This window comes from Rhodococcus sp. EPR-157 (assembly GCF_001647195.1).
Classification (GTDB): domain Bacteria; phylum Actinomycetota; class Actinomycetes; order Mycobacteriales; family Mycobacteriaceae; genus Rhodococcoides.
Genome location: NZ_LVCV01000668.1, coordinates 1 through 24,663, shown reverse-complemented (window position 1 = coordinate 24,663; position 24,663 = coordinate 1). Strand labels below are relative to the sequence as shown.

21 protein-coding genes are annotated in these 24,663 nt (G+C 64.0%); all 21 read left to right on the top strand.

What is annotated here, in order from left to right; all coding sequences use genetic code 11:
* Nucleotides 1-190: 190 nt before the first annotated feature.
* Nucleotides 191-622: a division/cell wall cluster transcriptional repressor MraZ gene (mraZ, locus tag A2J03_RS28660; protein WP_068381401.1), complete on the top strand. Its 432-nt coding sequence runs from the start codon at nt 191-193 to the stop codon at nt 620-622.
* Nucleotides 623-920: 298 nt separating this feature from the next.
* On the top strand, nt 921-1,883 hold the full coding sequence (gene rsmH / locus A2J03_RS28655) for a 16S rRNA (cytosine(1402)-N(4))-methyltransferase RsmH (protein WP_231912756.1): 963 nt from the start codon (nt 921-923) through the stop codon (nt 1,881-1,883).
* The gene (locus A2J03_RS28650; RefSeq protein WP_231912754.1) at nt 1,880-2,662 is read left to right on the top strand and encodes a hypothetical protein; all 783 of its coding nucleotides are present in this window, start codon (nt 1,880-1,882) and stop codon (nt 2,660-2,662) included. Before rsmH ends, A2J03_RS28650 begins: the two co-directional genes overlap by 4 nt.
* The gene (locus A2J03_RS28645; RefSeq protein WP_442971424.1) at nt 2,659-4,605 is read left to right on the top strand and encodes a peptidoglycan D,D-transpeptidase FtsI family protein; all 1,947 of its coding nucleotides are present in this window, start codon (nt 2,659-2,661) and stop codon (nt 4,603-4,605) included. Before A2J03_RS28650 ends, A2J03_RS28645 begins: the two co-directional genes overlap by 4 nt.
* Nucleotides 4,606-4,767: 162 nt before the next feature.
* Nucleotides 4,768-6,369, top strand: coding sequence for a UDP-N-acetylmuramoyl-L-alanyl-D-glutamate--2,6-diaminopimelate ligase (locus tag A2J03_RS28640; RefSeq protein ID WP_068381392.1), 1,602 nt, complete (start codon nt 4,768-4,770; stop codon nt 6,367-6,369).
* On the top strand, nt 6,366-7,928 hold the full coding sequence (locus tag A2J03_RS28635) for a UDP-N-acetylmuramoyl-tripeptide--D-alanyl-D-alanine ligase (protein ID WP_068381390.1): 1,563 nt from the start codon (nt 6,366-6,368) through the stop codon (nt 7,926-7,928). Before A2J03_RS28640 ends, A2J03_RS28635 begins: the two co-directional genes overlap by 4 nt.
* Nucleotides 7,925-9,004 (top strand): phospho-N-acetylmuramoyl-pentapeptide-transferase, encoded by a 1,080-nt coding sequence (mraY, locus tag A2J03_RS28630; protein ID WP_068381387.1) that lies wholly within the window; start codon nt 7,925-7,927, stop codon nt 9,002-9,004. The genes A2J03_RS28635 and mraY overlap by 4 nt, the downstream gene beginning before the upstream one ends.
* Before the next feature lie 27 nt (nt 9,005-9,031).
* Nucleotides 9,032-10,468 carry a UDP-N-acetylmuramoyl-L-alanine--D-glutamate ligase gene (gene murD, locus A2J03_RS28625; protein WP_442971423.1) on the top strand — a complete coding sequence of 479 codons (1,437 nt, stop codon included), beginning with the start codon at nt 9,032-9,034 and terminating at the stop codon, nt 10,466-10,468.
* The gene (gene ftsW, locus A2J03_RS28620; RefSeq protein ID WP_068381381.1) at nt 10,468-11,949 is read left to right on the top strand and encodes a putative lipid II flippase FtsW; all 1,482 of its coding nucleotides are present in this window, start codon (nt 10,468-10,470) and stop codon (nt 11,947-11,949) included. The genes murD and ftsW overlap by 1 nt, the downstream gene beginning before the upstream one ends.
* A complete protein-coding gene (murG, locus tag A2J03_RS28615; protein WP_231912753.1) occupies nt 11,946-13,100 on the top strand; it encodes an undecaprenyldiphospho-muramoylpentapeptide beta-N-acetylglucosaminyltransferase in 1,155 nt (384 codons plus the stop codon). Before ftsW ends, murG begins: the two co-directional genes overlap by 4 nt.
* A 38-nt stretch (nt 13,101-13,138) precedes the next feature.
* Nucleotides 13,139-14,623: a UDP-N-acetylmuramate--L-alanine ligase gene (murC, locus tag A2J03_RS28610; protein WP_068381429.1), complete on the top strand. Its 1,485-nt coding sequence runs from the start codon at nt 13,139-13,141 to the stop codon at nt 14,621-14,623.
* A gap of 32 nt (nt 14,624-14,655) precedes the next feature.
* The gene (locus A2J03_RS28605; protein ID WP_231912752.1) at nt 14,656-15,402 is read left to right on the top strand and encodes a cell division protein FtsQ/DivIB; all 747 of its coding nucleotides are present in this window, start codon (nt 14,656-14,658) and stop codon (nt 15,400-15,402) included.
* Between the two features lie 182 nt (nt 15,403-15,584).
* Nucleotides 15,585-16,814 (top strand): cell division protein FtsZ, encoded by a 1,230-nt coding sequence (ftsZ, locus tag A2J03_RS28600; RefSeq protein ID WP_068381378.1) that lies wholly within the window; start codon nt 15,585-15,587, stop codon nt 16,812-16,814.
* A gap of 6 nt (nt 16,815-16,820) precedes the next feature.
* Nucleotides 16,821-17,561: a peptidoglycan editing factor PgeF gene (pgeF, locus tag A2J03_RS28595; RefSeq protein WP_068381375.1), complete on the top strand. Its 741-nt coding sequence runs from the start codon at nt 16,821-16,823 to the stop codon at nt 17,559-17,561.
* A gap of 8 nt (nt 17,562-17,569) precedes the next feature.
* Complete coding sequence (locus A2J03_RS28590) at nt 17,570-18,334, top strand: YggS family pyridoxal phosphate-dependent enzyme (RefSeq protein ID WP_068381372.1); 765 nt, start codon at nt 17,570-17,572, stop codon at nt 18,332-18,334.
* Between the two features lie 69 nt (nt 18,335-18,403).
* Nucleotides 18,404-19,108 carry a cell division protein SepF gene (locus A2J03_RS28585; RefSeq protein WP_068381369.1) on the top strand — a complete coding sequence of 235 codons (705 nt, stop codon included), beginning with the start codon at nt 18,404-18,406 and terminating at the stop codon, nt 19,106-19,108.
* A gap of 101 nt (nt 19,109-19,209) precedes the next feature.
* On the top strand, nt 19,210-19,497 hold the full coding sequence (locus A2J03_RS28580; protein ID WP_068381366.1) for a YggT family protein: 288 nt from the start codon (nt 19,210-19,212) through the stop codon (nt 19,495-19,497).
* Between the two features lie 161 nt (nt 19,498-19,658).
* Nucleotides 19,659-20,510 carry a DivIVA-like cell division protein Wag31 gene (gene wag31 / locus A2J03_RS28575; RefSeq protein ID WP_068381363.1) on the top strand — a complete coding sequence of 284 codons (852 nt, stop codon included), beginning with the start codon at nt 19,659-19,661 and terminating at the stop codon, nt 20,508-20,510.
* Nucleotides 20,511-20,594: 84 nt separating this feature from the next.
* The gene (locus A2J03_RS31360) at nt 20,595-20,765 is read left to right on the top strand and encodes a hypothetical protein (protein ID WP_197481010.1); all 171 of its coding nucleotides are present in this window, start codon (nt 20,595-20,597) and stop codon (nt 20,763-20,765) included.
* A 307-nt stretch (nt 20,766-21,072) separates the two neighbouring features.
* Entirely contained in the window at nt 21,073-24,234 is a 3,162-nt protein-coding gene (gene ileS, locus A2J03_RS28565; RefSeq protein ID WP_068381359.1) for an isoleucine--tRNA ligase, read from the top strand.
* On the top strand, nt 24,231-24,663 hold a 433-nt coding region (locus tag A2J03_RS28560; protein ID WP_068381356.1), incomplete at its 3' end, for a peptide deformylase. The genes ileS and A2J03_RS28560, both read left to right, overlap by 4 nt.

Sequence of the window (24,663 nt, the reverse complement as noted above, 5' to 3'; positions counted from 1 at the left end):
GCGGTGCGGCCGGACGGCACGTTGTGCTGCATCGCATCGCTGTCCTGCTCCCGGGAAAAGTTTCTCCACAATGAACCACTAAGCTGACCTGCAGATTTAGGTACAGATCCCAAGAATTTCTTCCTGCTGGGATTGATAGTGGGGGAAAGTGGGGTAAAGTGGTGACAGCGGAGAGAGTGGGAGGTGTCGAGTGTTTCTCGGTACCTACACGCCCAAGCTCGACGAGAAAGGTCGGCTCACGTTGCCGGCGAAGTTCCGTGAGGCGTTGGAGGACGGGGTGATGGTGAGCAAAGGGCAAGATCACAGCCTCGCCATCTACACCCGAGAGGCCTTCGCCGAAAAGGTCAGGAAGCTGACCGAAGCGTCACGATCCAATCCGGTTGCCCGCTCGTACATACGGCAATTGGGTGCAGGTACGGACGAGCAGAAGCTCGATGGACAGGGACGCATCACACTCAGCCCTGATCATCGGCGCTACGCGGATCTGGAACGCAATGTCGTCGTCAACGGTTCGATCGAGTTCATCGAAATCTGGAACGACGAGGCTTGGGCTCGCTACTCGGCCGAGAGTGAGCAGAGCTTCTCGGACGCAATGGACGAGTCCTTGGAAGGGATTTTGTAAACCGCCTTCGGTCACCAGTCGAGTGCCGCGAGGCCTCTGCCCGATCAGAACCCTGACGTTCTTCCCCAACGCCAGGTTTCGCAGATCAGGACCCTGACGTTCTTCCCCAACGCCAGGTTCCTATCGGACAGGGACCTCGACGCATTCGACACCATCATCTTTATCTACTGCGTGCTGAGCTGGAGGGCGCGCAGAAGCACGACCGGGAGGAATCATTGTGGAAGGCGAATCGACATCGCCCGTCCCGGATAGCGCTCCCCAGGAGTCCGGAGCAGCCGGAAGCTCGGAGCCCAAACACATTCCGGTGCGCCTCGAGCGCGCAGACCAATTGCTCGGCCCGGCTCTGACCGCAGCAGCTGATCGTGGCGAGTCGCCGGTGATGATCGACGCCACCCTCGGTCTCGGTGGGCACTCGGAGCACTTCCTTCGGACGTACCCCACTGTGCGGCTCATAGGACTCGATCGCGATCCCGACGCACTGGAACGGGCACAAGCGCGACTGTCCGAGTTCTCCGACAGAACGACTTTCGTGCACACGACATACGACGGAATCGCCGACGCGCTGGAAAGCGCCGGGCTCGAGCCGATCGATTCGGTGCACGCCATCCTGTTCGACCTGGGTGTCTCGTCGATGCAGCTCGACGAGGCAGACCGCGGTTTCGCGTACTCCGTCGACGCTCCGCTGGACATGCGCATGGACCCGACCGTCGGCCTCACGGCAGCGGACGTGCTCAACACGTACTCGCACGGAGAAATCGCGCGAGTACTCAGCACATACGGCGAGGAACGGTTCGCGGGTCGTATCGCGTCGGCAATTCTCCGGCGGCGTGAGTCGGAGCCGTTCACTACCAGTGCAGCTCTGGTGGAGTTGCTCTACTCGTCGATTCCAGCAGCCACCCGGCGCACAGGTGGACATCCGGCGAAGCGCACCTTCCAGGCATTGCGGATCGAAGTGAACAGCGAACTCGACTCGTTGGAGGCCGCGGTCCCTGCCGGTCTCGACGCGTTGACCGTGGGTGGACGGGTGGTGTTCATGTCCTATCAGTCGCTCGAAGACCGGGTTGTGAAGAAAGAACTGGCACCGCGGATCAAATCCCGTAGCCCCGAGGGCCTTCCCGTCGAGCTCCCGGGAATGGGCCCGGAGTTCCGCCTCCTGACCAAGGGCGCCGAACGCGCGTCCGACCAAGAGATAGAAGAAAATCCGCGTTCGGCACCTGTGCGCTTGCGCGCGGCCGAGCGAATTGCGAGGAGATCGGCATGACAATTACCTCCAGTTCGCCACGTACGAAGCGTCGGCCTCGGTCTACCGGATCCGCGCCAGGATCGGGTCGCTCGGGGGCAGCCTCACGTGCGTACGAGCGTCGGCAGCAGCGTGCCGTATCGCTCGGCGGGGAATCGGTTTCCGGTAGCCATGCGACCGCGCGCACCGGACTTTCGACCACAGCAATCACTGCGCGTATTCCGTTCGTCGCGTTGATCATCGGGTTGTTGTCACTCGGTCTCGGGTTGACCCTTCTGCTCACCACGAGGTCGGCGGGGGACTCGTACGATCTCTCCGAAGCCAAATCGCAGAACGAGCGTCTCGTGCAGGAACGCGCTTCTTTGCAGCGTGATGTCGAACTGGCCGACTCCGCTCCCGAGTTGGCGCGCAAAGCTGCTGAACTGGGCATGATTCCGGCGTTGAACGCGGCACGGATCGTCGTGGGCGAAGACGGAGCGATCCAGGTGGTCGGTACTCCGGCGCCCGCGCAGGGCAACCCTGTTGCCCCGTTGGATCCGGTCGAGTCGCAGGGGACTTCGCAATCGTCGAACTCCGAGGCGCGAAATTCGTTGCAGCCGAGGAATCAGGCATCGAGTCCGGCGCGATCCGCGTCGGCACCGGGTGGGACCCAGTCTGCGAGTGGTTCCTCGGGGACCGTAACCCCGCCAATCACTTCCGCCACGCCGAACGCATCGAATAACGCGCCAGGCGCAGCCCTCGGTGAACAATTGGTTCCCATGAGCATCCCGTCGGCAAGTCCTTCGGATAGTCGGCAGTGACCAGGCCTACCACCGGGGCGCCTCGCCGTGCGCCGTTGCCGCGAAACTCGGTGCGTGGCAACGCAACGGCCCAGGGCCGTCGCCCTGCGGCGTCCCGCAGGCAGGGAAGTCACCCCGTTCGTCCGCGTCCGCGCAGTCGATTCGATGCATCGTCCTTCGTCTTCCGAAATGGCTTCGGCCGAATCGTCATGTTCGGAGTTCTCGCTGTCGTTGCCCTTCAGCTGCTGTGGATCATGGGCGTCGACGGACACCGTCTGTCGGCCGAGGCGGCGTCCCAGCGCACGACGACACTTGTCGACCCAGCCACTCGCGGTTCCATCACGGATCGAAACGGCAAGCCGATCGCATTCACGATGGAAGCGAAAGCGCTTACCTTTCAACCTGTTCGAGTGCGCAAAGAGCTGGACGAGGCGCGGGCGAAGGATCCGACCAAGCCTGCAACCGACGACAGGCTTGCCGAAATCGCCGCGGGAATCCACGACGAATTGGGCGACATCGCCAACGAGAAGGACATTCTCGCGAAGTTGAAGAGCGACGACACGTTCACGTACCTCGTGCGCGGGGTCGACTCGACGATCGCCACCGACATCAGTGAGAAGTACGGCGAAGTCGGCCTCGAACGCCAGGACATCCGTGAATACCCCGGTGGATCGCTCGCCGCCAACATCGTCGGCGCCACCGGGTGGGACGGGCACGGTCTGCTCGGGCTGGAAGATTCGCTCGACTCGACGCTGGCCGGAACCGATGGTTCGCAGACCTACGATCGGGGATCCGACGGGGCTGTCATCCCGGGGAGCTGGCGAGACAAGCAGACCGCAGTCAACGGGTCAGGCGTCGAATTGACCATCGATGCAGACCTGCAGTACTACGTCCAGCAGCAGGTTCAACTCGCCAAGGATCTGTCCGGCGCGAAGAATGCATCGGCATTCGTGCAGGACGCGCACACCGGCGAAGTGTTGGCCATGTCCAACGACAACACGTTCAATCCCGGCATCGGGGTCGGCAACAACGACGCGAACAAGGAGATGGGCAACCTCGCCGTTTCCACGCCGTTCGAACCTGGCTCGGTCAACAAGATCGTCACAGCTGCTGCTGCGATCGAGTACGGGCTGACCACTCCCGACGAAGTCCTCCAGGTGCCCGGCAGCATCTTCATGTCAGGTGTCTCGGTCAAGGACGCATGGGACCATGGCGTAGCCCCGTACACATCGACCGGCGTGTTCGGGAAGTCTTCGAACGTCGGCACCCTGATGCTCGCTCAGCGAGTAGGCGAGGACAGGTACGCCGATATGCTTGCCCGATTCGGGCTGGGTCAGCGAAGCGATGTCGGACTGCCCGGTGAAAGTGCCGGAAGTGTGCCCAGCCGCGACCAGTGGTCCGGTGGCACGTTCGCCAACCTGCCCATCGGACAGGGCCTGTCGATGACGTTGCTGCAGATGACCGCGATGTATCAGGCGATCGCGAACGACGGGATGCGCATCCCTCCTCGAATCGTCAAGTCGACCGTGGATCCCGGGGGGAACAGGACCGAGACCGAGCAGCCGGAGGGCGTGTACGTCGTCAGCCCGCAAACGGCATCGACGGTTCGCGACATGTTTCGTGCGGTCACCCAGGACGACAACGGAAATCAGCGCGGCACCGGCGTCGCTGCAGGAATCCCCGGCTATCAGATCAGCGGCAAGACCGGCACCGCACAGCAGGTGGACCCGGCATGCAAGTGCTACTCCAACTCGAACTACTGGATCACCTTTGCCGGTATCGCACCGGCGGACGATCCGCGTTACGTGATCGGAATCATGCTCGACGCACCCACACGGAGCGCCGACGGGTCCGGTGGCCAGTCGGCGGCGCCTCTGTTCCACAACATCGCCAGCTGGATGCTTCAGCGCGACAGTGTTCCGTTGTCAGCAGAGAGTCCGAAACTCGTCCTGCAGGCTGACTGACGCCACCGGCACCCTCAGCCGTGGGTCGGGGGTTCGACCGCCGAACACTCGCCGGTAACCTGACACGTCGGCCTTGCGCGCCGAACCGATGCGTGAAGGCGTGCTCGGCTCGTCCGCGCGTGAGCCGCAGCCTACTTTCGTAGTCGAGCAGAAAGGAGCACAGTGTCCGTGCCAGCAGAGCCGCAGCCTGCTCCGTCGTCGTCTCGCCCCTCGAGGCCACCGCAGACCCCGGTCGAGAACATCGCCGCCGCCGCGGCGGCCGAATTCGTACCGGCAGCGGACGGAGTGCAAGGGCTCGTCACGGGTGTCGAACTTCGTGCTCAGGGAATCCTTGCCGGGGACCTGTTCGCTGCGCTGCCCGGATCGTCGGCACATGGCGCATCGTTTGCGTCCGACGCGATCGAGCGGGGTGCCGTCGCGATCTTCACCGACAGGGCCGGCCTCGGCATCGTCCGAGAACAGTTCGACCGGCTGCCGGTGCCCGTCCTGGTGCACGAGCATCCGCGAACCGTGCTCGGTCGAGTTTCCGCGCTGGTCTACGGCAACCCGTCGGAGAAGATGACGGTCATCGGCATCACCGGTACGTCGGGCAAGACAACGACGGCGTATCTGTTGGAGGCCGCCCTGAGTGCCGCCGGTCGGCGCACCGGGCTGATCGGCACCATCGAAACCAGGATCGTGGGCATGCGGGTACCGAGTGCGCTCACCACCCCGGAAGCGCCGCATCTTCATGCTTTGTTCGCGTTGATGGTCGAACGCGGCCTCGACACCGTCGTGATGGAAGTGTCGAGTCACGCGCTCTCGCTCGGCCGGGTGGACGGCACTGTGTTCTCGGTCGGTGCCTTCACCAACCTCTCGCAGGATCACCTGGACTTCCACGACACGCTCGAGGAGTACTTCCTCGCCAAGAGCAGACTGTTCGCAGCCGATTCACGGGTACGGACGCGATCGGCTGTGGTGTGTGTCGACGACGTCTGGGGCAGGCGGATGGCGGAGATCGCCGACTCTGCCGGATCGACCGTGCTCACCGTGTCGGTGAACGCGGACTCGGATTGGACAGTGAAGGACTGGTCGAAGGATCCGACCGGCAATCAGTCCTTCACACTCGTCGAACCATCGGGGAGTCGTCATGCAGCATCGATCCGTCTGCCCGGACGCTACAACGTCGCCAACGCGGTCTTGGCCGCGGCGATCTGTGCGGCCGCAGGAGTCGACGTGCAGCGAGCGATCGACGGGATGGCGGAAGTGGACGTTCCTGGGCGCGTTCAGCGAATCTCACGCGGCCAGGATTTCTTGGCGGTCGTCGACTACGCGCACAAGCCCGCCGCAGTGGAGGCAGTGATCGAAACGCTCCGCGAACAGACCGAAGGAAGAATCGCGGTTGTCCTCGGAGCCGGCGGTGATCGTGACAGGGCCAAGCGGCCGCTGATGGGTGCAGCAGGTGCCAGGGGAGCAGATCTGCTGGTCATCACCGACGACAATCCGCGTTCCGAGGACCCGGACGTCATCCGTGATGCAGTGCAGGCCGGAGCTCTCGAGGTGGCCGAGGACATTCGAGCCGAGGTCAGAAACGTTGCCGGTCGAGGTTCCGCGATCGCCGAGGCGGTCCGGTGGGCACGCGAAGGAGACGTCGTTCTCGTGGCGGGCAAAGGCCACGAGACAGGACAGGACATCGGCGGAGTGAAGTACCCCTTCGACGACAGGGTCGTACTGGCCGACGCCATCGATCGCAGGATCGCAGAAGAAGCAAGGGCCGGCTCGTGAAAGCACTGACCATCCAGCAGATCGCCGACATCGTCGGTGGTGAACTGCACGACGTCGACAATCCAGCACTCTTGGTCGACGGCTCGGTCGAGTTCGATTCACGCAAGGTCGGTGCCGGCGGGCTGTTTCTCGCGCTCCCCGGTGCGCGCGTCGACGGGCACGAACACGCGCGTGCCGCAATCGATGCCGGGGCAGCTGTGGTGCTTGCGGCCCGACCGGTCGGCGTACCGGCGATAGTGGTCGAACCAGCCCCGCACGACGGGCGTGCGATGGCACTCGAGCACGATACGGACGGGTCGGGCGCGGCAGTATTGGCTGCGCTCGGTGCATTGGCGCGAGCGTCGGCTCTGGAACTCACCGCGAACACCGGACTGACGGTCGTCGGTGTCACCGGGTCCTCGGGGAAGACCTCGACGAAGGATCTGTTGGCGTCGGTGCTTCGGCCACTCGGTTCCGTGATCGCACCGCCCGGTTCGTTCAACAACGAACTCGGACATCCGTGGACTGTGCTGCGCGCTGACGAATCGTCCGATTTTCTGGTCCTCGAACTGTCTGCGCGCGGCGTGGGTCATGTTGCTGCGCTGGCGCAGGTTGCGCCGCCCAGGATCGGTGTCGTCCTCAACGTGGGCACAGCGCATCTCGGTGAATTCGGGTCGCGCGAGCGAATCGCGCTGGCCAAGGGCGAACTCGTCGAAGCGCTGCCGAGCGCTGCGGACGGTGGAGTTGCGGTGCTGAACGCCGACGATCGACTCGTGACGGAGATGCGGTCGCGGACTTCGGCGCGGGTGGTGACCGTCGGGATGTCGCCGGAAGCGGATATCCGTGCGGAGAACGTGTCTCTCGACGCCGATGCTCGTGCCCGATTCACGATGGTGACGCCGATCGGGCGGGTCGACATCGCGTTGGCAGTGCACGGCGAGCACCAGATCGGGAATTCGCTCGCCGCTGCCGCCGTCGCACTCGAATGTGGTGCCACTCTGGACCAGATCGCGGTCGCGCTCGCCGGTTCGGCCGCGGCGTCGGTGCGAAGGATGGACGTGCGCACCAGGACCGACGGGGTTACGGTCGTCAACGATTCCTACAACGCGAATCCCGACTCCATGCGTGCTGCCCTGAAAGCGTTGGTGTCGATGTCGAGGTCGGGAACCGGCCCTCCACGCCGCACCTGGGCGGTGCTCGGGGAGATGGCGGAGCTTGGGCCGGAATCCGTAGTCGAACACGACGCGATCGGAAGGCTTGCAGTGCGGCTGGATGTCAGTCGATTGATCATCGTCGACTCCGGTCCGCCGACCAGAGCACTTCACCAGGGTGCTGTCATGGAAGGCTCCTGGGGCGAAGAATCGATGCTCGTTCCCGACCACGAGGCTGCAGTGGCAGTGCTGCGTGCCGAAGTGGAGTCGGGCGACATCGTCCTGGTGAAAGCATCGCAGTCGGTGGCGTTGTGGTCGGTAGCCGATGCACTTCTCGACGAGGGTGCGTCGTCGCGATCCGACGAAGGACAGCAGTCGGACGGTACGGACGGGGAGAGGGACATCATGACACCGGAGGAATCGCAGTGAGACAGATCCTCTTCGCGGGAGGTATCGCGCTCGCAGTGGCGATTCTGTTGACACCTGTGTTGATCAAGACGTTTTCCAAGCAGGGGTTCGGCCAGGAAATCAGGGTCGAGGGACCGGCGAGCCATCAGTCCAAGCGAGGGACACCCACGATGGGTGGAGTCGCCATTCTCGCGGGACTGTGGGCCGGCTACTGGGGCTCGCATCTGATCGGTATCGGATACGACGCGGACGGACCGTCCGCATCCGCCCTGCTGGTGCTGGGTCTGACGACCGTGCTCGGTCTCGTCGGATTTCTCGACGACTTCATCAAGATCCGCAAGCAGCGCAATCTCGGTCTGAACAAGACTGCCAAGTTGGTCGGTCAGTTGGTAGCCGCAGTCCTCTTCGGAATTCTCGCGCTGCAGTTCAAGGGTCCGAACGGGTTGACGCCCGCCAGTCAGCAGTTGTCCTACGTTCGCGATATCGCGACCGTGAGTCTCGGACCCATCGTGTTCATCGTGTGGTGCTACTTCCTGGTCACGGCGTGGTCGAATGCAGTGAACCTGACCGACGGACTGGACGGTCTCGCAGCAGGTTCGATGACGTTGGTTCTGGGCGCGTACACGGTGATCACCTTCTGGCAGTATCGGCAGGCCTGCTCCACGAACCCTGGCCCCGGTTGCTACGACGTGCGAGATCCTCTCGATCTCGCCCTGATCTGCGCGTCCGCAGCGGGAGCCTGCATCGGATTTCTGTGGTGGAACGCCGCGCCGGCGAAGATATTCATGGGCGATACGGGTTCGCTTGCTCTCGGCGGATTGATCGCCGGACTGTCCATCGTCACGCGTACCGAGCTGATCATGGTCGTCATCGCAGCACTGTTCGTCGCCGAAGCGGCATCGGTGGTCATCCAGGTTGCGGTGTTCCGGTCGAGTCGACGACGGGTGTTCCGCATGGCACCCTTCCACCATCACTTCGAACTCGCAGGTTGGGCAGAGACCACGGTGATCATCCGGTTCTGGTTGCTCGCCGCGATCGCATCGGCGGTGGGACTGGCGTTGTTCTACAGCGAGTACCTCGCCGCAGTCGGTGGGTAGGCAACCGTGTTCGACGACCTTCGATCCTTGAGTGGCAGAACTGTCCTCGTCGCCGGCGGCAGAGTGTCGGGTCTCGCGACGGTCGGCCCGCTTCGCGACCTCGGCGCCGAGGTCCTCGTCACCGATTCCGACGCCGGAGCCGTAGAGAAGGCTCGGGCGCTGGGCGTCGGAGGCATACTGCAGGACGACCTGTTGGCAGACGACGTCGCATTCGACGACATCGCACTGGTAGTCACCAGCCCCGGATTGAGGCCGGATGCACAGGTTCTCGCTGCTGCAACCAGCCGAGGCGTGCCCATCTGGGGTGACGTCGAGTTGTCGTGGCGAGTCGATCGCGCGGGCGTGTACGGTCCACCCACCCAGTGGCTCGTGGTCACCGGGACCAACGGTAAGACGACCACGACGTCGATGTTGGCGTCGATCCTCGATTCGGCCGGTCTTGTCGGCGCGGCGTGCGGGAACATCGGCCTGCCCATCCTCGACGCACTGCGGTCGAATCCGCACCCAGCGGTGCTCGCGGTCGAGCTGTCGTCGTTCCAACTCTTCTGGGCGCCTTCGGTTCGGCCAGCGGCGGGCGTCGTACTCAACATCGCCGAGGACCATCTCGACTGGCACGGCGGCATGGACGGTTACACGCAGTCCAAGGCGCGTGCGCTGACCGGGGGAGTCGCGGTAGTCGGTCTGGACGATGCGAGGGCGGCGGCCCTCGCACCCACCGCGGGCGCAGATCGCGTTGTGGGTTTCCGCCTCGGCGAGCCCGCGACGGGCGAACTCGGAATCGTGCAGGGCTACCTGGTCGACCAGGCGTTCGGCGACGCCGAACGCCTGGTGCGTGCGGACGAGGTGGTGCCGTCCGGCCCCGCGGGACGCATGGACGCGTTGGCGGCGGCTGCGCTCGCTCGATCGATCGGAGTGTCCGCTGAGGCGGTGGCGGATGGCTTGCGGACGTATCAGGTGGGTCCGCATCGAGCGGCAGTGGTCCGGGTGATCGACGGGGTGACGTTCGTGGACGACTCGAAGGCGACCAATCCGCATGCTGCCCGATCCTCGCTGCTTGCGTACGACCGGGTCGTGTGGATCGCCGGCGGACTGCTCAAAGGTGCGTCGGTGGACGCGCTGGTGGCGGAAATCGCGCCACGACTCGTTGCTGCGGTCGTGATCGGGCGTGATGGGACGCAGATCGCTCAGGCTTTGTCGCGACACGCCCCGGATGTTCCCGTCGTGACGTATCCGCCGGGAGACGATACTGGTGTGACTCATGTGGCGGAAGATGCTGAAGTCGTGATGCGTGCAGCGGTTCGAGACGCTGCACGACGCGCCGAACCTGGTGACGCCGTGCTTCTCGCACCTGCCGCCGCCTCCCTCGACATGTTCGTCGACTACGGCCATCGTGGTCGCAGCTTCGCCGCCGCTGTTCGGTCACTCACCGAAGCCGAGATCGGCCACCCGGACGAGCAGTCCTGATGAGCAAGACCGACGGCGCGCCATCGTCTCCACGTACTCGCATCGGAATGTGGCTCGCTCGGCCATTGGCGTCGTTCCACCTCATCGTGACCGTCGCCGCGCTGCTGACGATCCTCGGTCTCGTGATGGTGTTGTCGTCCTCGGCCGCCGAAGCGTACGCCACAGACGGATCGGCCTACTCGCTCTTCACCCAGCAATTGATCGGTGTCGGGCTCGGTATCATCGCGTTCTACGTCGCGTTGCGGACACCGGTGCGGGTACTTCGGAAGCTGTCGTTTCCGCTGTTCGTGCTGTCCGTCATCATGCTCATGATGGTCCTGATCCCGGGCGTCGGTTCCGAAGGCGCGGACGGTGCGCGACGCTGGTTCAACGTCGCTGGGGTGTCGTTCCAGCCCTCCGAACTCGCCAAGGTCACCCTTGTCCTGTGGGGCGCTCATCTGCTGGCATCGAGACGAAGCGAGCACGCCAGCCTGAAGTCTCTGTTGATTCCGCTGGTTCCCGCTGCGTTGTTGATGGCGGGATTGGTCGTCCTGCAGCCCAACCTCAGCACGGCCATCGCCATCGGCATCATTCTGGTGGCTCTGCTCTGGTTCGCTGGCCTCGACGCTCGTCTGTTCGCGATTCTGGTGGGCGGCGGTGTCGCGGCAGCGACGGTGTTGGCGTTCACCGCCGGATACCGCTCGAACCGAATCAAGGCCTGGCTGAATCCCGGCGACGACCCCCAGGGTCTCGGATACCAGTCCAATCAGGCGAAGTTCTCACTCGCCGACGGCGGTCCCTTCGGTGTCGGGCTGGGCCAGAGCCGCGCCAAATGGAGCTATCTTCCCAACGCGCACAACGACTTCATTTTCGCCATCATCGGCGAAGAACTCGGATTCATCGGGTGTCTCGCAGTACTCGGGCTGTTCGCGTTGTTCGTCTACGCCGGCCTGCGCATCGCGATGCGTTCGGTCGATCCGTTCCTTCGACTCCTCGCTGCAGGATCCACGACGTGGATCTTCGCGCAGGCCATGATCAACATCGGGTACGTAGTCGGTCTGCTTCCGGTCACCGGGCTGCAGCTGCCACTCGTGTCCTATGGCGGTTCGTCGACCGCGATCACGCTGCTGATGTTCGGCATCATCGCCAACGCGGCTCGTCACGAACCCGAGGCCATCGCGGCGCTGCACGCGGGGCAGGACTCCCGAATCGATCGAGTTCTTCGGCTTCCGATGCCTGCGTCCTTCTCACCGCTCCGCGCTGCCGCTGCCAGGTCCAAGTCCACCAGGCCCGCTCTCGATCGTGCGGATAGACGTCGTCTGGAAACCCGCGACGCGGCCGCGCGGCGACGTCCGGACCGTGATTACGCGGACGTCGGCGCCAGATCCAACCGTGATCGCCGCTCCGGCGGTGCTCAGCGACCGGCCGAGCCTCCTCGTCGCACTCGCGGGCAACCCAGTAGTACCTCTCGCAATCCGGATGGGCGAGGATATCGACGGTGAATGCACGAACAAGACCCCTGTCCGTCGTCGTCGCAGGCGGGGGCACGGCCGGTCACATCGAGCCTGCGCTTGCGGTTGCCGACGCCCTGCGTGAACTCGACGACACCGTCCGAATCACCGCACTCGGTACGGCGCGCGGGCTCGAGACCACGCTGGTACCGGCCCGCGGCTACCGCCTCGCTCTGATACCCCCGGTCCCGCTACCGCGGAAGCCGACGCTTGACCTGCTGCGTCTGCCGGCCAAAGTATTGAAGTCGGTGCGCGAGACGCGTGCTGTGTTCGCAGACGTCGAGGCCGACGTTCTCGTCGGTTTCGGGGGATACGTGGCACTTCCGGCGTACTTGGCCGCTCGGCGAGTGTTCGGTCGCTCCCGTGCGATCCCCGTCGTGGTGCACGAAGCAAACGCGAGTGCCGGAATTGCGAACAAGGTGGGTGCGAGGCTGGCGACGCGTGTGCTGGCGGCGGTGTCCGGCTCCGGAGTGAGAGCTCGCGGACACGAGGACGCCGAGATCGTCGGCATCCCGGTTCGCCCGACGATCACCGGTCTCGACCGGGCCGCTTCGCGCGCCGAAGCACGGCGGCACTTCGGACTTCCGGACGAGGGGCCGGTGCTGCTCGTGTTCGGCGGATCCCAGGGGGCCCGATCGCTGAACGAAGCAGTGTCCGGCGCAGCGGCCACGCTCGCGGCGGCCGGCGTGTCGGTGCTGCACGCCCACGGCCCGAAGAATTCCGTCGACGTGTCCACGGACGAGCCGAATGCGCCCTATGTCGCGGTGCCGTACCTGACTCGGATGGATTTGGCCTACGCCGCAGCCGATCTGGCCATCTGCCGGTCCGGCGCGATGACAGTGGCCGAAGTGTCGGCTACGGGCTTGCCCGCGGTATATGTACCGCTGCCGCACGGCAACGGAGAGCAAGAATTGAACGCAAGACCCGTCGTCGACGCTGGGGGAGGCATACTCGTGGCGGATGCGAACCTGACTTCTCGCTATGTCGGCACCGACGTCGTGGACTTGATCACCGACGTCGACCGGCTGAAGCAGATGTCCGCGGGTGCCGCGGGTGCAGGTCATCGAGACGCGGCTACCGCCGTGGCCCGGATCGTCCTCGACGTCGCGTCGAGGAAACAGAACGAACAGGCACCGACGTGAAACGAGACTTCACCGACGTGACGCGTGAAAGGACGGACATGGCCGAGCTTCCCGCAGAGCTCGCGAGGGTGCACATGGTGGGCATCGGCGGCGCTGGAATGTCCGGCATCGCCCGCATTCTGCTCGCGCGCGGTGGCCAGGTCTCCGGATCCGACGCCAAGGACAGCCGGGGTGTTCTCGCTTTGCGAGCGCGCGGCGCGCAGGTGCGGGTCGGCCACGATGCCTCCGCGCTCGACCTCATTCCTGGCGGGCCGACAGCTGTCGTCACCACTCACGCAGCCATCCCCAAGACCAATCCGGAACTGGTCGAGGCTCGACGACGCGGTATTCCGATCGTGCTTCGGCCGACGGTGCTCTCGTCGTTGATGCAGGGCTATCGCACGCTGCTCGTGTCCGGTACGCACGGCAAGACGTCGACGACGTCGATGTTGATCGTTGCTCTGCAACACTGCGGCTTCGATCCTTCGTTCGCGGTCGGCGGTGAGCTCAACGAGGCTGGGACCAACGCTCACCACGGAAGTGGGGACGTGTTCGTAGCCGAAGCCGACGAGAGCGACGGCTCGCTGCTCCAGTACCTACCGAACGTCGTGGTCGTCACCAACATCGAGGCCGATCACCTCGACCACTTCGGCACCGAAGCGGCATACGTCCAGGTGTTCGACGACTTCGCGGCGTTGCTCGGGCCGGGCGGTGTGCTGGTTGCATGCATGGACGATCCCGGATCGGCAGCCCTTGCCCAGCGAATTCGAGCGCGTGATCTTCCGGGGGTTCGAGTCCTCGGTTATGGCTCCGCGGACACCGAGACCGGTGACGTCGAGATGGCGGTCAGGTTGCTGCAGTGGGAACCCGAGGACGTCGGCGGCGTCGCGCAGTTGCTCGTCGACGGCGAAGAAACACCCCGCACGTTGCGTCTCGGTGTACCGGGGCGGCACACCGCGCTGAACGCACTCGCGGCATTCACTGCGGGGTTGCAGGCCGGTGCCGGCGTGACGGACCTGCTCGAAGGTCTTGCCGGTTTCGGCGGTGTGCACCGGAGATTCCAGATTCGCGGCCGTGAGCACGGCATTCGAGTGTTCGACGACTACGCCCACCATCCGACCGAAGTCAGGGCCGTGCTCAGCGCAGCACAGCAGTTGGTCGCAGGTGCAGCAGGCGACGACGAACGAGGTCGCGTCGTCGTGGTGTTCCAACCTCACCTGTATTCGAGGACGGAGACGTTCGCGGCAGAGTTCGGTGAGGCCCTCAGTATCGCCGACGAGGTGGTCGTCCTCGATGTCTACGGCGCCAGAGAAGAGCCTCTACCCGGCGTGACGGGTGCGCTCGTCGCGTCGTCGGTCACCAAACCCGTCATCTACCAACCGGACCTGTCGCTCGTTGCGAAGCAGGTCGCCAGTCTGGTCAGTCCGGGTGACGTGGTGATCACCATGGGTGCGGGTGACGTGACGATGCTTGCCGGCCCGATTCTCGACGCTCTCCGTTCCAAGACGGACTTTCGGATCGGGCAACGCCGGGCATCGACGTGACATCACGTCCGAGTCGGTCGAAAAGCTCGGCCGTGGACGATCCCTCCGGTGACGCAGGACACTCCGAGCGTGAGGTCAGGCGTCAGGCCAGAGAGGACGAGCGGCGCCGCGTGTCCCGCTCGCGTCGGCGTGCTGCAGCGATTGCCGCAGCAGTCGTCGCGGTGATAGTCGCAGGCTTCGCGATCGTGTACCTCACTCCGCTGCTGTCGGTGCGCAAGATCGATGTCAACGGGGCCATGTCGGTGTCCGAGGAGCAGATCGTCGCCGAACTCGGGGTACCACTGGGGGAGAAGCTCGTTCGCGTCGATGCAGGCTCGGCAGCGCAGCGTGTTGCTGCCATTCCAGCGCTTGCGTCCGTTCGGGTCCAGCGGATGTACCCCTCGACGGTCAGAGTCACTGTCACCGAGCGCGTTCCCGTCGTCTTCGTCGACGAACCCGATGGCACTCACCTCCTGGACGCGGACGCAGTCGATTTCGCGGTCGCAGCTCCGCCTCCAGGGGTCGTACGACTGGTGGCGGACAACCCGGTGCCAGGCGATCCAGCCACCGAAAGCGCTCTCGCTGTACTCGATTCGATGCCGGCGTCACTACGAGGCCAGGTCGGTGAGATACGAGCGAGCTCGGCGTCGGACGTGTCGCTGTCGCTTCTCGACGGGCGTATTCTCGTCTGGGGTGACCGAGACAATTCGGAGCGCAAATCGGCTGTGGCGCTTGCGCTGTTGTCGCAGCCAGGACAGATTCTGGATGTGTCGAGTCCTGAACTTCCCACCACCAAGTAACACCGACGCGGTCGCAAAATGTTTCTTGCGTCGTCGGCGCGCCTAATGGCGCATTGGCGCACCGGTGCATAGCGTTCCCGGCATCGAGTACTTGACATAACTCTAAGCCTGTGGTTTAGGTTGAGGGTTTTGCCGAACTCTAGTCAGACAGACCAGAACACAACCACGGAAGGCGAGAGCCAATGACGCCCCCGCACAACTACCTCGCCGTAATCAAGGTCGTCGGCATCGGCGGCGGCGGCGTTAACGCGGTCAACCGCATGATCGAACAGGGACTCAAAGGAGTCGAGTTCATCGCGGTCAACACCGACGCCCAGGCACTGCTGATGAGCGACGCCGACGTCAAGCTCGACGTCGGACGCGAGCTCACCCGTGGCCTCGGAGCAGGAGCCGACCCGGAAGTGGGCAGGAGAGCTGCCGACGATCACAAGGACGAGATCGAAGAGGTGCTCAAGGGCGCCGATATGGTGTTCGTCACCGCAGGCGAAGGCGGTGGCACCGGCACCGGTGGCGCTCCGGTGGTGGCCAACATCGCGCGCAAGCTCGGAGCGTTGACGGTCGGCGTAGTGACGCGCCCGTTCTCGTTCGAGGGCAAGCGCCGCGGCGGACAGGCCGATACGGGCATCCAGCAGCTTCGCGAGTCCTGCGACACGCTCATCGTGATCCCGAACGATCGTTTGCTGCAACTCGGTGATGCTGCAGTCAGCCTCATGGACGCTTTCCGTAGCGCCGACGAGGTTCTCCTCAACGGCGTGCAGGGAATCACCGACCTGATCACCACCCCCGGGCTGATCAACGTCGACTTCGCCGACGTCAAGGGCGTCATGTCCGGCGCAGGCAGCGCCCTCATGGGCATCGGGTCGTCGAGGGGCGAAGGTCGAGCGATCAAAGCGGCCGAATCCGCGATCAACTCCCCACTTCTCGAAGCCTCGATGGAGGGCGCCCGGGGCGTTCTGCTGTCCATCGCGGGTGGCTCCGATCTCGGACTGTTCGAAATCAACGAGGCAGCCTCGCTCGTGCAGGAAGCCGCGCATATCGACGCGAACATCATCTTCGGAACCGTGATCGACGACTCACTCGGTGACGAGGTGCGCGTCACGGTGATCGCGGCGGGCTTCGACGGCGGTACGCCGACGCGTCGCCCGGTCGAGGCCGCTCCAGGTGCGTCACGTGCTTCCATCGGTTCTGCGCGGTCCGGCGAAGTATCTTCGTCGCGGTCGTCCGACAAGTCCGAGTCCGGTGCGGTATTCCGTGATCCGGTCGGCGCTGGAAGTGGCAGCAGCCTTCCACCCTTGCAGTCCTCGGGATCGAATGGAGGGTCGAGCAGTCAAGGCAGCGCTGGTCGTCGGGTCCCGGTCACGGAAGACGATGGCGACGATGACGTCGACGTGCCATCGTTCATGCGCCGCTGATCACTGATGGGTTCGATCGACACAACGTCGAATTTCAGGGTTCGTCGAGTTACCACGACGAGGGCGGGTGGCGTGTCGGCGCCTCCGTTCGACAGTTTCAATCTCGGTGATCATGTCGGAGACGACCCGGCGGCGGTCGCGGCCAATCGCGAACGGCTCGGTCGAGAGATCGGTGTCGGAGTCGACCGGTTGGTATGGATGGAGCAAGTTCACGGCCGCACGGTGACCGTCGTCGACGGCCCGGTGCGCGAGCCGATTGCCGTCACCGACGCTGTGGTGACGACGGTGCGCGATCTGGCGCTCGTCGTTCTGTCCGCCGACTGTGTACCTGTTCTGCTGTCCGACTCCGAAGCCGGTGTCATCGCGGCCGTGCATGCGGGCCGCGTCGGTGCCCGCATCGGGATCGTGCCGCGTGTGCTCGATGCGATGGTGGCCCAGGGTGCAGTGCTGAGCCGGATCGGGGCGTTCCTCGGGCCTGCTGCGAGCGGGCGACAATACGAGGTTCCCGCGCACATGCAGGCGGATGTGGAACGGCATCTGCCCGGCAGTGCGAGCACAACGGTCAGGAAGACGCCGGGTCTCGACATTCGTGCCGGAATCAGGAGGCAGTTGGTCGACGCGGGTGTGTCGGCTGTGGCTACGGATCCGCGCTGCACCATCGAGGATCGGACTCTGTTCAGCCATCGACGGGGCGGCCCGACCGGCAGGTTGGCCAGCGTGATCTGGATGGACACCGAGCCTGCTTGACTGGTGCCATGACATCCCCTGACAGAGCAGCGCAGATCGCAACGGCGCTCGCTTCGGTCCGTGAGCGCCTGAGCGCCGCGTGTGCCGCAGCTGGACGCGATCCCGACGACGTGGCATTGCTGCCGGTCACCAAGTTCTTCCCGGCCGGTGATGTCGAGATTCTGTTCGAGCTCGGGTGCCGTGATTTCGGCGAATCGAGAGAACAAGAGGCGTCCAGAAAGGTCGACGAACTCGGCGCGACGTTCGGAACCGAGCCGGTTCGGTGGCACATGATCGGCCATCTTCAGCGAAACAAGGCGAAGTCGGTCGCACGCTGGGCATCGTCGATTCATTCGGTGGACAGTGAGCGTCTGATCTCGGCCCTCCAGAAGGCTGTCGGGCACGCATTCGAGGTGGGTGAGCGGTCCAGCGAACTCGACGTGCTCATCCAGGTCAGTCTCGACGGAGACGTACATCGAGGCGGAGTCGAGCGTGAGGATCTCGAGGCGCTGGCGGAGCGGGTCGCCGACTCGGATGGATTGAGGCTCGCAGGGTTGATGTCGGTACCACCGCTCGGGGTGGACCCGGATGCCGCATTCGCCGATCTCGCGGACATTCATCAGGGTCTGCTGCGGCAACATCCCGATGCGACGGAGCTCTCGGCGGGCATGACGGGTGATCTGGAGGCCGCGGTGCGACATGGATCGACGTGTGTGCGTGTCGGTACCGCAATACTCGGTTCGCGGCCGATAACCTCGCCAGTACAGTCCACGGATCACATCAGTCACAACTGACACATCGCGAACCTGGACAGCGGCAGCGCAGAACACGGAACGACCCAGCTTTTGACGGAAGGTAGATCGATGAGCACCCTGCACAAGTTCAAGGCGTACTTCGGCATGGTTCCGCTCGCGGACTACGAAGACGATTACCTCGACGAGCCAGACTCGCACAGGTCTTCACGCGGGCGTGACCCGTACGGCGACATCGACGATCGCAGTGATCGCGAGTTCGCCAAGCCGTCGTTCTCGTCCCGTAGGCCTGCCCGCTCGGAACTCGACGAGATGGACGACGACTACGACGAGTACGAGGCGCCGCGGTCGGCACCGACGCTTGCGCCGATCGGCGGCCGTGCCTCGCGCACACCGTCGATGGCAAGCCGTGGAGGGTCGACCAGGGGCAACCTGGCCGTCGATACTCGAATGGATGGGCCGGAGCGGAGCCTGCGGAGCGACTCGCTGGCACGCGCGGAAACTCGGAGGAGCCCTGTGGTCGACGATGGTGGTCCGTTGTCGAAGATCACGACGCTACGGCCGCGTGACTACAGCGAAGCTCGTACCATCGGCGAGCGGTTCCGTGACGGAACACCCGTCATCATGGATCTCGTCGAGATGAGCAACGCCGATGCCAAGCGGCTCGTCGATTTCGCCGCCGGATTGGCGTTCGCACTCCGTGGATCGTTCGACAAGGTTGCGACGAAGGTGTTCCTTCTCTCTCCGGCCGATATCGATGTGTCTCCCCAGGAGCGTCGTCGGATCGCCGAGACCGGTTTCTACAGTCAGCAATGACGATTGATCGAAGCGTCGACCCACATCGGCTCGATCGAACTGAGCAGGCCTCTGACCTGGTCGCTTTGATCGAGCCGATCTTTTCGGGCAGAGTATGACCTGTGGCCTTGTTCGCGGTGATCTACTTCATACTGTTCATTTTCTGGCTTCTGCTCATCGGCCGCATCATCGTCGAATTCATCAGAACGTTCGCGCGAGATTGGCGACCGTCGGGAATTGTAGTGATATTGCTCGAAGCGATATTCACGGTGACCGATCCGCCAGTCAAGCTGCTGAGACGGCTGATACCGCCGGTGAATCTCGGCGGGGTTCGACTCGATCTGTCGATCATGGTTCTGCTGTTCGGGGTATTCATCCTGATGACGGTGGTGCGGGGTTTGGGATCGTGAACATAGCGACTTTGCCGAAAGACCTCGTCGGACGTGCGCGACCAGCGCGACCGATGTGACAGAATGGACGCCAGTTACAGTTTGATTGTTCCGGCTCGTGCGGAATGGGATATAACTGAATGCTTGCTCTACCGCCCTAAGATGCGTGAAGGGATCCTTCCATGCCGCTGACTCCAGCTGATGTGCACAATGTCGCGTTCAGCAAGCCGCCTATCGGTAAGCGCGGCTACAACGAAGACGAGGTGGATGCATTCCTCGATCTCGTCGAGCAAGAGCTGTCGCGATTGATCGAGGAGAACGCCGACCTGCGCCAGCGGGTCGGGGAGCTCGACCAGGAACTTGCCGATGCCAAGAGCTCCGCCCGCCAGGGTGGCTCGCAGCAGGCGGCTCCGATACAGCAGAAGGCTCCAGAGCCTCAGCGCCCTGTCGAGCCTCCGAAGCCTGCGCCGGTCGTCGCGCCCGCCCCGGTCGCCGCTGCAGCGCCATCGCAGAGTGGCGACTCCAACATGCAGGCGGCGAAGATTCTCGGTCTCGCCCAGGAAATGGCGGACCGGCTCACCAACGATGCGAAGACCGAGTCGGAGCAACTACTCGGAAACGCCCGCACCAACGCCGAGCGTTTGGTGACGGACGCACGTACGCGGTCCGAGGCAATGGTGTCCGACGCACGTCAGAAGTCCGAGTCGCTGTTGTCGGACGCGCAGACGCGATCCGAGACTCAGCTGCGTCAGGCCAAGGAGAAGGCCGATGCACTCCAGGCAGATGCCGAGCGTAAGCACACCGAGAGCATGGCGACCATCAACGAGCAGCGTTCGGTGCTCGAGGGCCGTATCGAGCAGCTCAAGACATTCGAGCGCGAATACCGCGTGCGGCTCAAGTCGTACCTGGAATCCCAGCTCGAAGAACTCGAGAATCGGTCGTCCGCTCTGCCGGTCGACAATGGTTCCGACAAGTTCGGTCAGAACGACCAATCCTCCGGATACAGCCAGTCGTATGCCAAGGGAAACAACTGACACTCATCTGCCCCGCGCGCAACGCGTGACGGCGCACCCTGGGTCTGACGATCGCTGCGAGGCGTATCCGGAACGAGGAGTGGCGTGCTTGTCCTGACGTTGGGTGCGGCAGCAGTTGGGTTCGCGATGCTGGTCATCGCATTGATGACCGGGTCGGTTCTGTGGGCGTGGGGATGCATCGCAGTGTGCGTTGTCGGGGCCGTACTGCTGTTGGCAGGTGCTCTGATGGGGCGCAAGACACCGCCCGAGCAGTAATGCAGATCGACGCGTTCGTTAGTATGGGCTGAGAATACGAGTACAGGTGTCGATCCGGATATCACCGGGGAGCCTTCGGAAGAACGGTGCACGCATGTCCGACCGGACGCGCCGACACTCAGTAGAACCGAACGGGTAAGCCCGTCACAGCTGTGCGAGCGGCGTCGGCTTCTCGAAAGAGGAGTCGGCGCAAGCGGGGTGGTACCGCGGTGCCGGCGTCCCACACGCCGGTTGTCGTCCCCGTGCCGAGTCTGTCCAGCACCGTCTCATCCACATCGAGGCGGTTGGCACGGTAGGAGCGCCGCACATGAGTACCGATTCGACGAACACATCCACCCCCCGCGACGCGTATCCACTCGTCGACATCGCGGGAACTGGGGCGGGCAGCGTCTCCTTCCCCGAACTCGAGAAGAAGGTTCTCGACGTGTGGGAGGCCGACGGAACCTTCCGCGCGAGCGTGGAGAACCGCGAAGGCGCCGAGGAATTCGTCTTCTACGACGGACCACCCTTTGCGAACGGTCTCCCGCACTACGGTCACTTGCTGACCGGGTACGTCAAGGACCTCGTCCCGCGGTTCCAGACCATGCGCGGCAAGAAGGTCGAGCGTCGCTTCGGCTGGGACTGCCATGGACTGCCCGCTGAACTGGAAGCCGAAAAGCAACTCGGGATCAAGGACAAGTCCGAGATCGACGAGATGGGTCTGGCCAAGTTCAACGCGTACTGCAAGCAATCGGTCCTGCAGTACACCGGCGAGTGGCGAGACTACGTCACCCGGCAGGCGCGGTGGGTCGACTTCGACAACGACTACAAGACGCTGGACCTCGACTTCATGGAGTCGGTCATGTGGGCGTTCAAGACCCTGTACGACAAGGGGCTCATCTACCAGGGATATCGAGTACTGCCGTACTCCTGGTACGAGCAGACCCCGCTGTCCAACCAGGAAACGCGCCTCGACGACGCGTACAAGATGCGTCAGGATCCTGCCGTCACCGTCACGATGCCGCTGGCGGCACCCGGCTCACCCCTGGACGGTGCGAACGCGCTGATCTGGACCACGACCCCATGGACGTTACCGTCGAATCTGGCGATCGCAGTCAACCCAGAGGTTCACTACGTTCAGGTGCGTGGCGTCGACGGTGAACGGTACGTACTGGCCTCCGCACGTCTGGCGCACTATTCGCGCGAACTCGGCGAAGAACCGGAACTGCTGTCCGAGCACACCGGGGCCGATCTCGTCGGCCTGACCTATGCGCCGCCTTTCGACTTCTTCCTCGGTCACGAGAACGCGCACCGGGTACTGCAGGCCGACTACGTCACCACCGACTCGGGAACCGGAATCGTGCACCTTGCACCGGCTTTCGGTGAAGAGGATATGGATGTCGCCACAGCGAACGGCATCGAGGTGGTGCAACCGCTCGATCCGGGTGGAAAGTTCACCTCCCTCGTTTCGCCGTACGAGGGCTTGATGGTGTTCGACGCGAATCCGGTCATCATCAAGGACCTCAAGGCATCGGGGCGTCTGCTGCGCCACGAGACGATCGAGCACTCCTACCCGCACAGCTGGCGGAGCGGCCAGCCATTGATCTACATGGCGGTTCCGTCGTGGTTCGTCGCGGTGACGAAGTTCCGTGACCGGATGGTGGAGCTCAACCAGGAGATCACCTGGGTCCCGGAGCACATCAAGGACGGGCAGTTCGGTAAGTGGCTCGAGGGTGCGCGAGATTGGAACATCAGCCGCAATCGTTACTGGGGCAGCCCGATCCCGGTGTGGACGTCGGACGACCCGGAGTACCCGAGGCTCGACGTCTACGGCAGCCTCGACGAGCTCGAACGCGACTTCGGTGTGCGACCGGACGATCTGCATCGTCCGTACATCGATGATCTGACGCGTCCGAACCCGGACGACCCGACCGGCAAGTCGACGATGCGTCGGGTGCCCGAGGTACTCGACTGCTGGTTCGAATCCGGGTCGATGCCGTACGCGCAGGTGCATTTTCCGTTCGAGAACGAAGAATGGTTCAACGGGACAGCTACGACAGCTGGGCACAATCCGGGTGATTTCATCGTCGAGTACAACGGACAGACCCGCGGCTGGTTCTATACGTTGCACGTGCTGGCGACTGCTCTGTTCGACCGACCGGCATTCAAGACCGTTGCTGCGCACGGCATCGTTCTCGGCGACGACGGACTGAAGATGAGCAAGTCCAAGGGCAACTATCCCGACGTCAAGGAAGTCTTCGATCGTGACGGCAGCGATGCCATGCGCTGGTTCCTCATGTCCTCGCCGATCCTGCGCGGGGGCAACCTGATCGTCACCGAACAAGGCATCCGCGAGGGTGTACGTCAGGCCCTGCTTCAGATCTGGAACGCGTGGAGCTTCCTGCAGTTGTACGCAGGCAAGCCCGGTCGATGGCGCACCGATTCGCCGAACGTGCTGGACCGGTACGTACTTGCGAAGCTGTCTGCGACCCGGGATGCGATCACCGATGCGCTCGAAGGCAACGACATCGCCGGTGCGTGCGACGAGCTGAGAACCTTTTGCGACGCACTGACGAACTGGTATGTCCGACGGTCACGTTCACGTTTCTGGAGCGAAGACACCGACGCGATCGACACGCTGCACACGGTGCTCGAGGTGTTGACCCGGATCGCCGCGCCGTTGCTTCCGCTCGTCAGCGAGGTCGTCTGGCGCGGTCTGACCGGTGGACGCTCGGTTCACCTGACGGATTGGCCAGCGCGTTCGGATCTGCCGTCGGATCCCGAGTTGGTCAGCGCGATGGACGAAGTGCGCAGTGTGTGTTCGACGGTGTTGGGTCTGCGGAAAGCACAGAACTTGCGGGTGCGGTTGCCGCTGCCGGAGGTCACCGTCGCAGCCGAGGGAGCCGAGCGGCTGCGCCCGTACGCCGATATCATCGCCGACGAGGTCAACGTGAAGAAGGTCGATCTGACCGACGACGTGGCCGTGCACGGCAAGTTCGAGCTGGTCGTGAATGCGCGAGCAGCGGGCCCCCGCATCGGCAAGGATGTCCAGAAGGTCATCAAGGCCGTCAAGGCAGGGGAGTGGAGCGAGGACGAATCCGGAATCGTCAGCGCTGCCGGTATCGAATTGCTGCCTGCCGAGTTCACCCGCAAATTGGTTGCAGCCGAGCCTGATTCGACGGCTGCCCTGCCTGGAAACTCCGGTCTGGTGGTCCTCGATTCCAGGGTCACTGCCGAGCTGGAGGCGGAGGGGTGGGCGAAGGACCGGATCCGCGAGTTCCAGGAAGCGCGTCGCAACCTGGGGCTGAACGTGTCGGATCGCATCGACATCGTCGTCCGAGTCCCGGAAGAACGGCAGGAGTGGCTCGATACTCACCGCGATCTGATCGCCGGAGAGGTTCTGGCACTGTCCTTGGTCGACGGAGACCCAGGCGCCGACGCCGTCGAGCTCGGGGAGGGCGTGCGTGCCTTGATCAGCCGCGCGGGATGACCACCCCGGCATCTGTGGAGGACGCCGTTCGCGAGCTTCTGTCGGTAGCTCGCGACGGCGTCGTGCCCATCGTGACTGTCGGTGAGCCGGTTCTGCGGGCACCCGCGGCGCCGCTGACCGGCCAACTCGAGCGCCGCACCCTCGATGCGTTGATCGAGGTGATGCGCGCGACCATGTACGACGCTCCGGGTGTCGGTCTGGCCGCACCGCAGATCGGTATTCCGTTGTGTGTCGCGGTGATCGAGGACATGTACGACATCGGCGAGGAGCTCGTACGCACCCGTCGGCGTTCACCGTTGCCGTTTCGGGCCGTGGTGAATCCGAGCTACCAGGCGGTCGGTGAGAAGCGCGTGGCTTTCTACGAGGGTTGTCTGAGTGTGCCGGGCTATCAGGCGGTGGTAGCGCGTGCTGAATCCGTGCGGCTGCGGT

What these genes read in the sequence shown, in the direction of transcription:
- murC (WP_068381429.1), top strand. Translation starts at nt 13,139, where the DNA reads ATGGCCGAGCTTCCCGCAGAGCTCGCGAGGGTGCACATGGTGGGCATC.
- wag31 (WP_068381363.1), top strand. Translation starts at nt 19,659, where the DNA reads ATGCCGCTGACTCCAGCTGATGTGCACAATGTCGCGTTCAGCAAGCCG.
- A2J03_RS28650 (WP_231912754.1), top strand. Translation starts at nt 1,880, where the DNA reads ATGACAATTACCTCCAGTTCGCCACGTACGAAGCGTCGGCCTCGGTCT.
- A2J03_RS28590 (WP_068381372.1), top strand. Translation starts at nt 17,570, where the DNA reads ATGACATCCCCTGACAGAGCAGCGCAGATCGCAACGGCGCTCGCTTCG.
- pgeF (WP_068381375.1), top strand. Translation starts at nt 16,821, where the DNA reads ATGGGTTCGATCGACACAACGTCGAATTTCAGGGTTCGTCGAGTTACC.
- ftsW (WP_068381381.1), top strand. Translation starts at nt 10,468, where the DNA reads ATGAGCAAGACCGACGGCGCGCCATCGTCTCCACGTACTCGCATCGGA.
- A2J03_RS28585 (WP_068381369.1), top strand. Translation starts at nt 18,404, where the DNA reads ATGAGCACCCTGCACAAGTTCAAGGCGTACTTCGGCATGGTTCCGCTC.
- ileS (WP_068381359.1), top strand. Translation starts at nt 21,073, where the DNA reads ATGAGTACCGATTCGACGAACACATCCACCCCCCGCGACGCGTATCCA.
- ftsZ (WP_068381378.1), top strand. Translation starts at nt 15,585, where the DNA reads ATGACGCCCCCGCACAACTACCTCGCCGTAATCAAGGTCGTCGGCATC.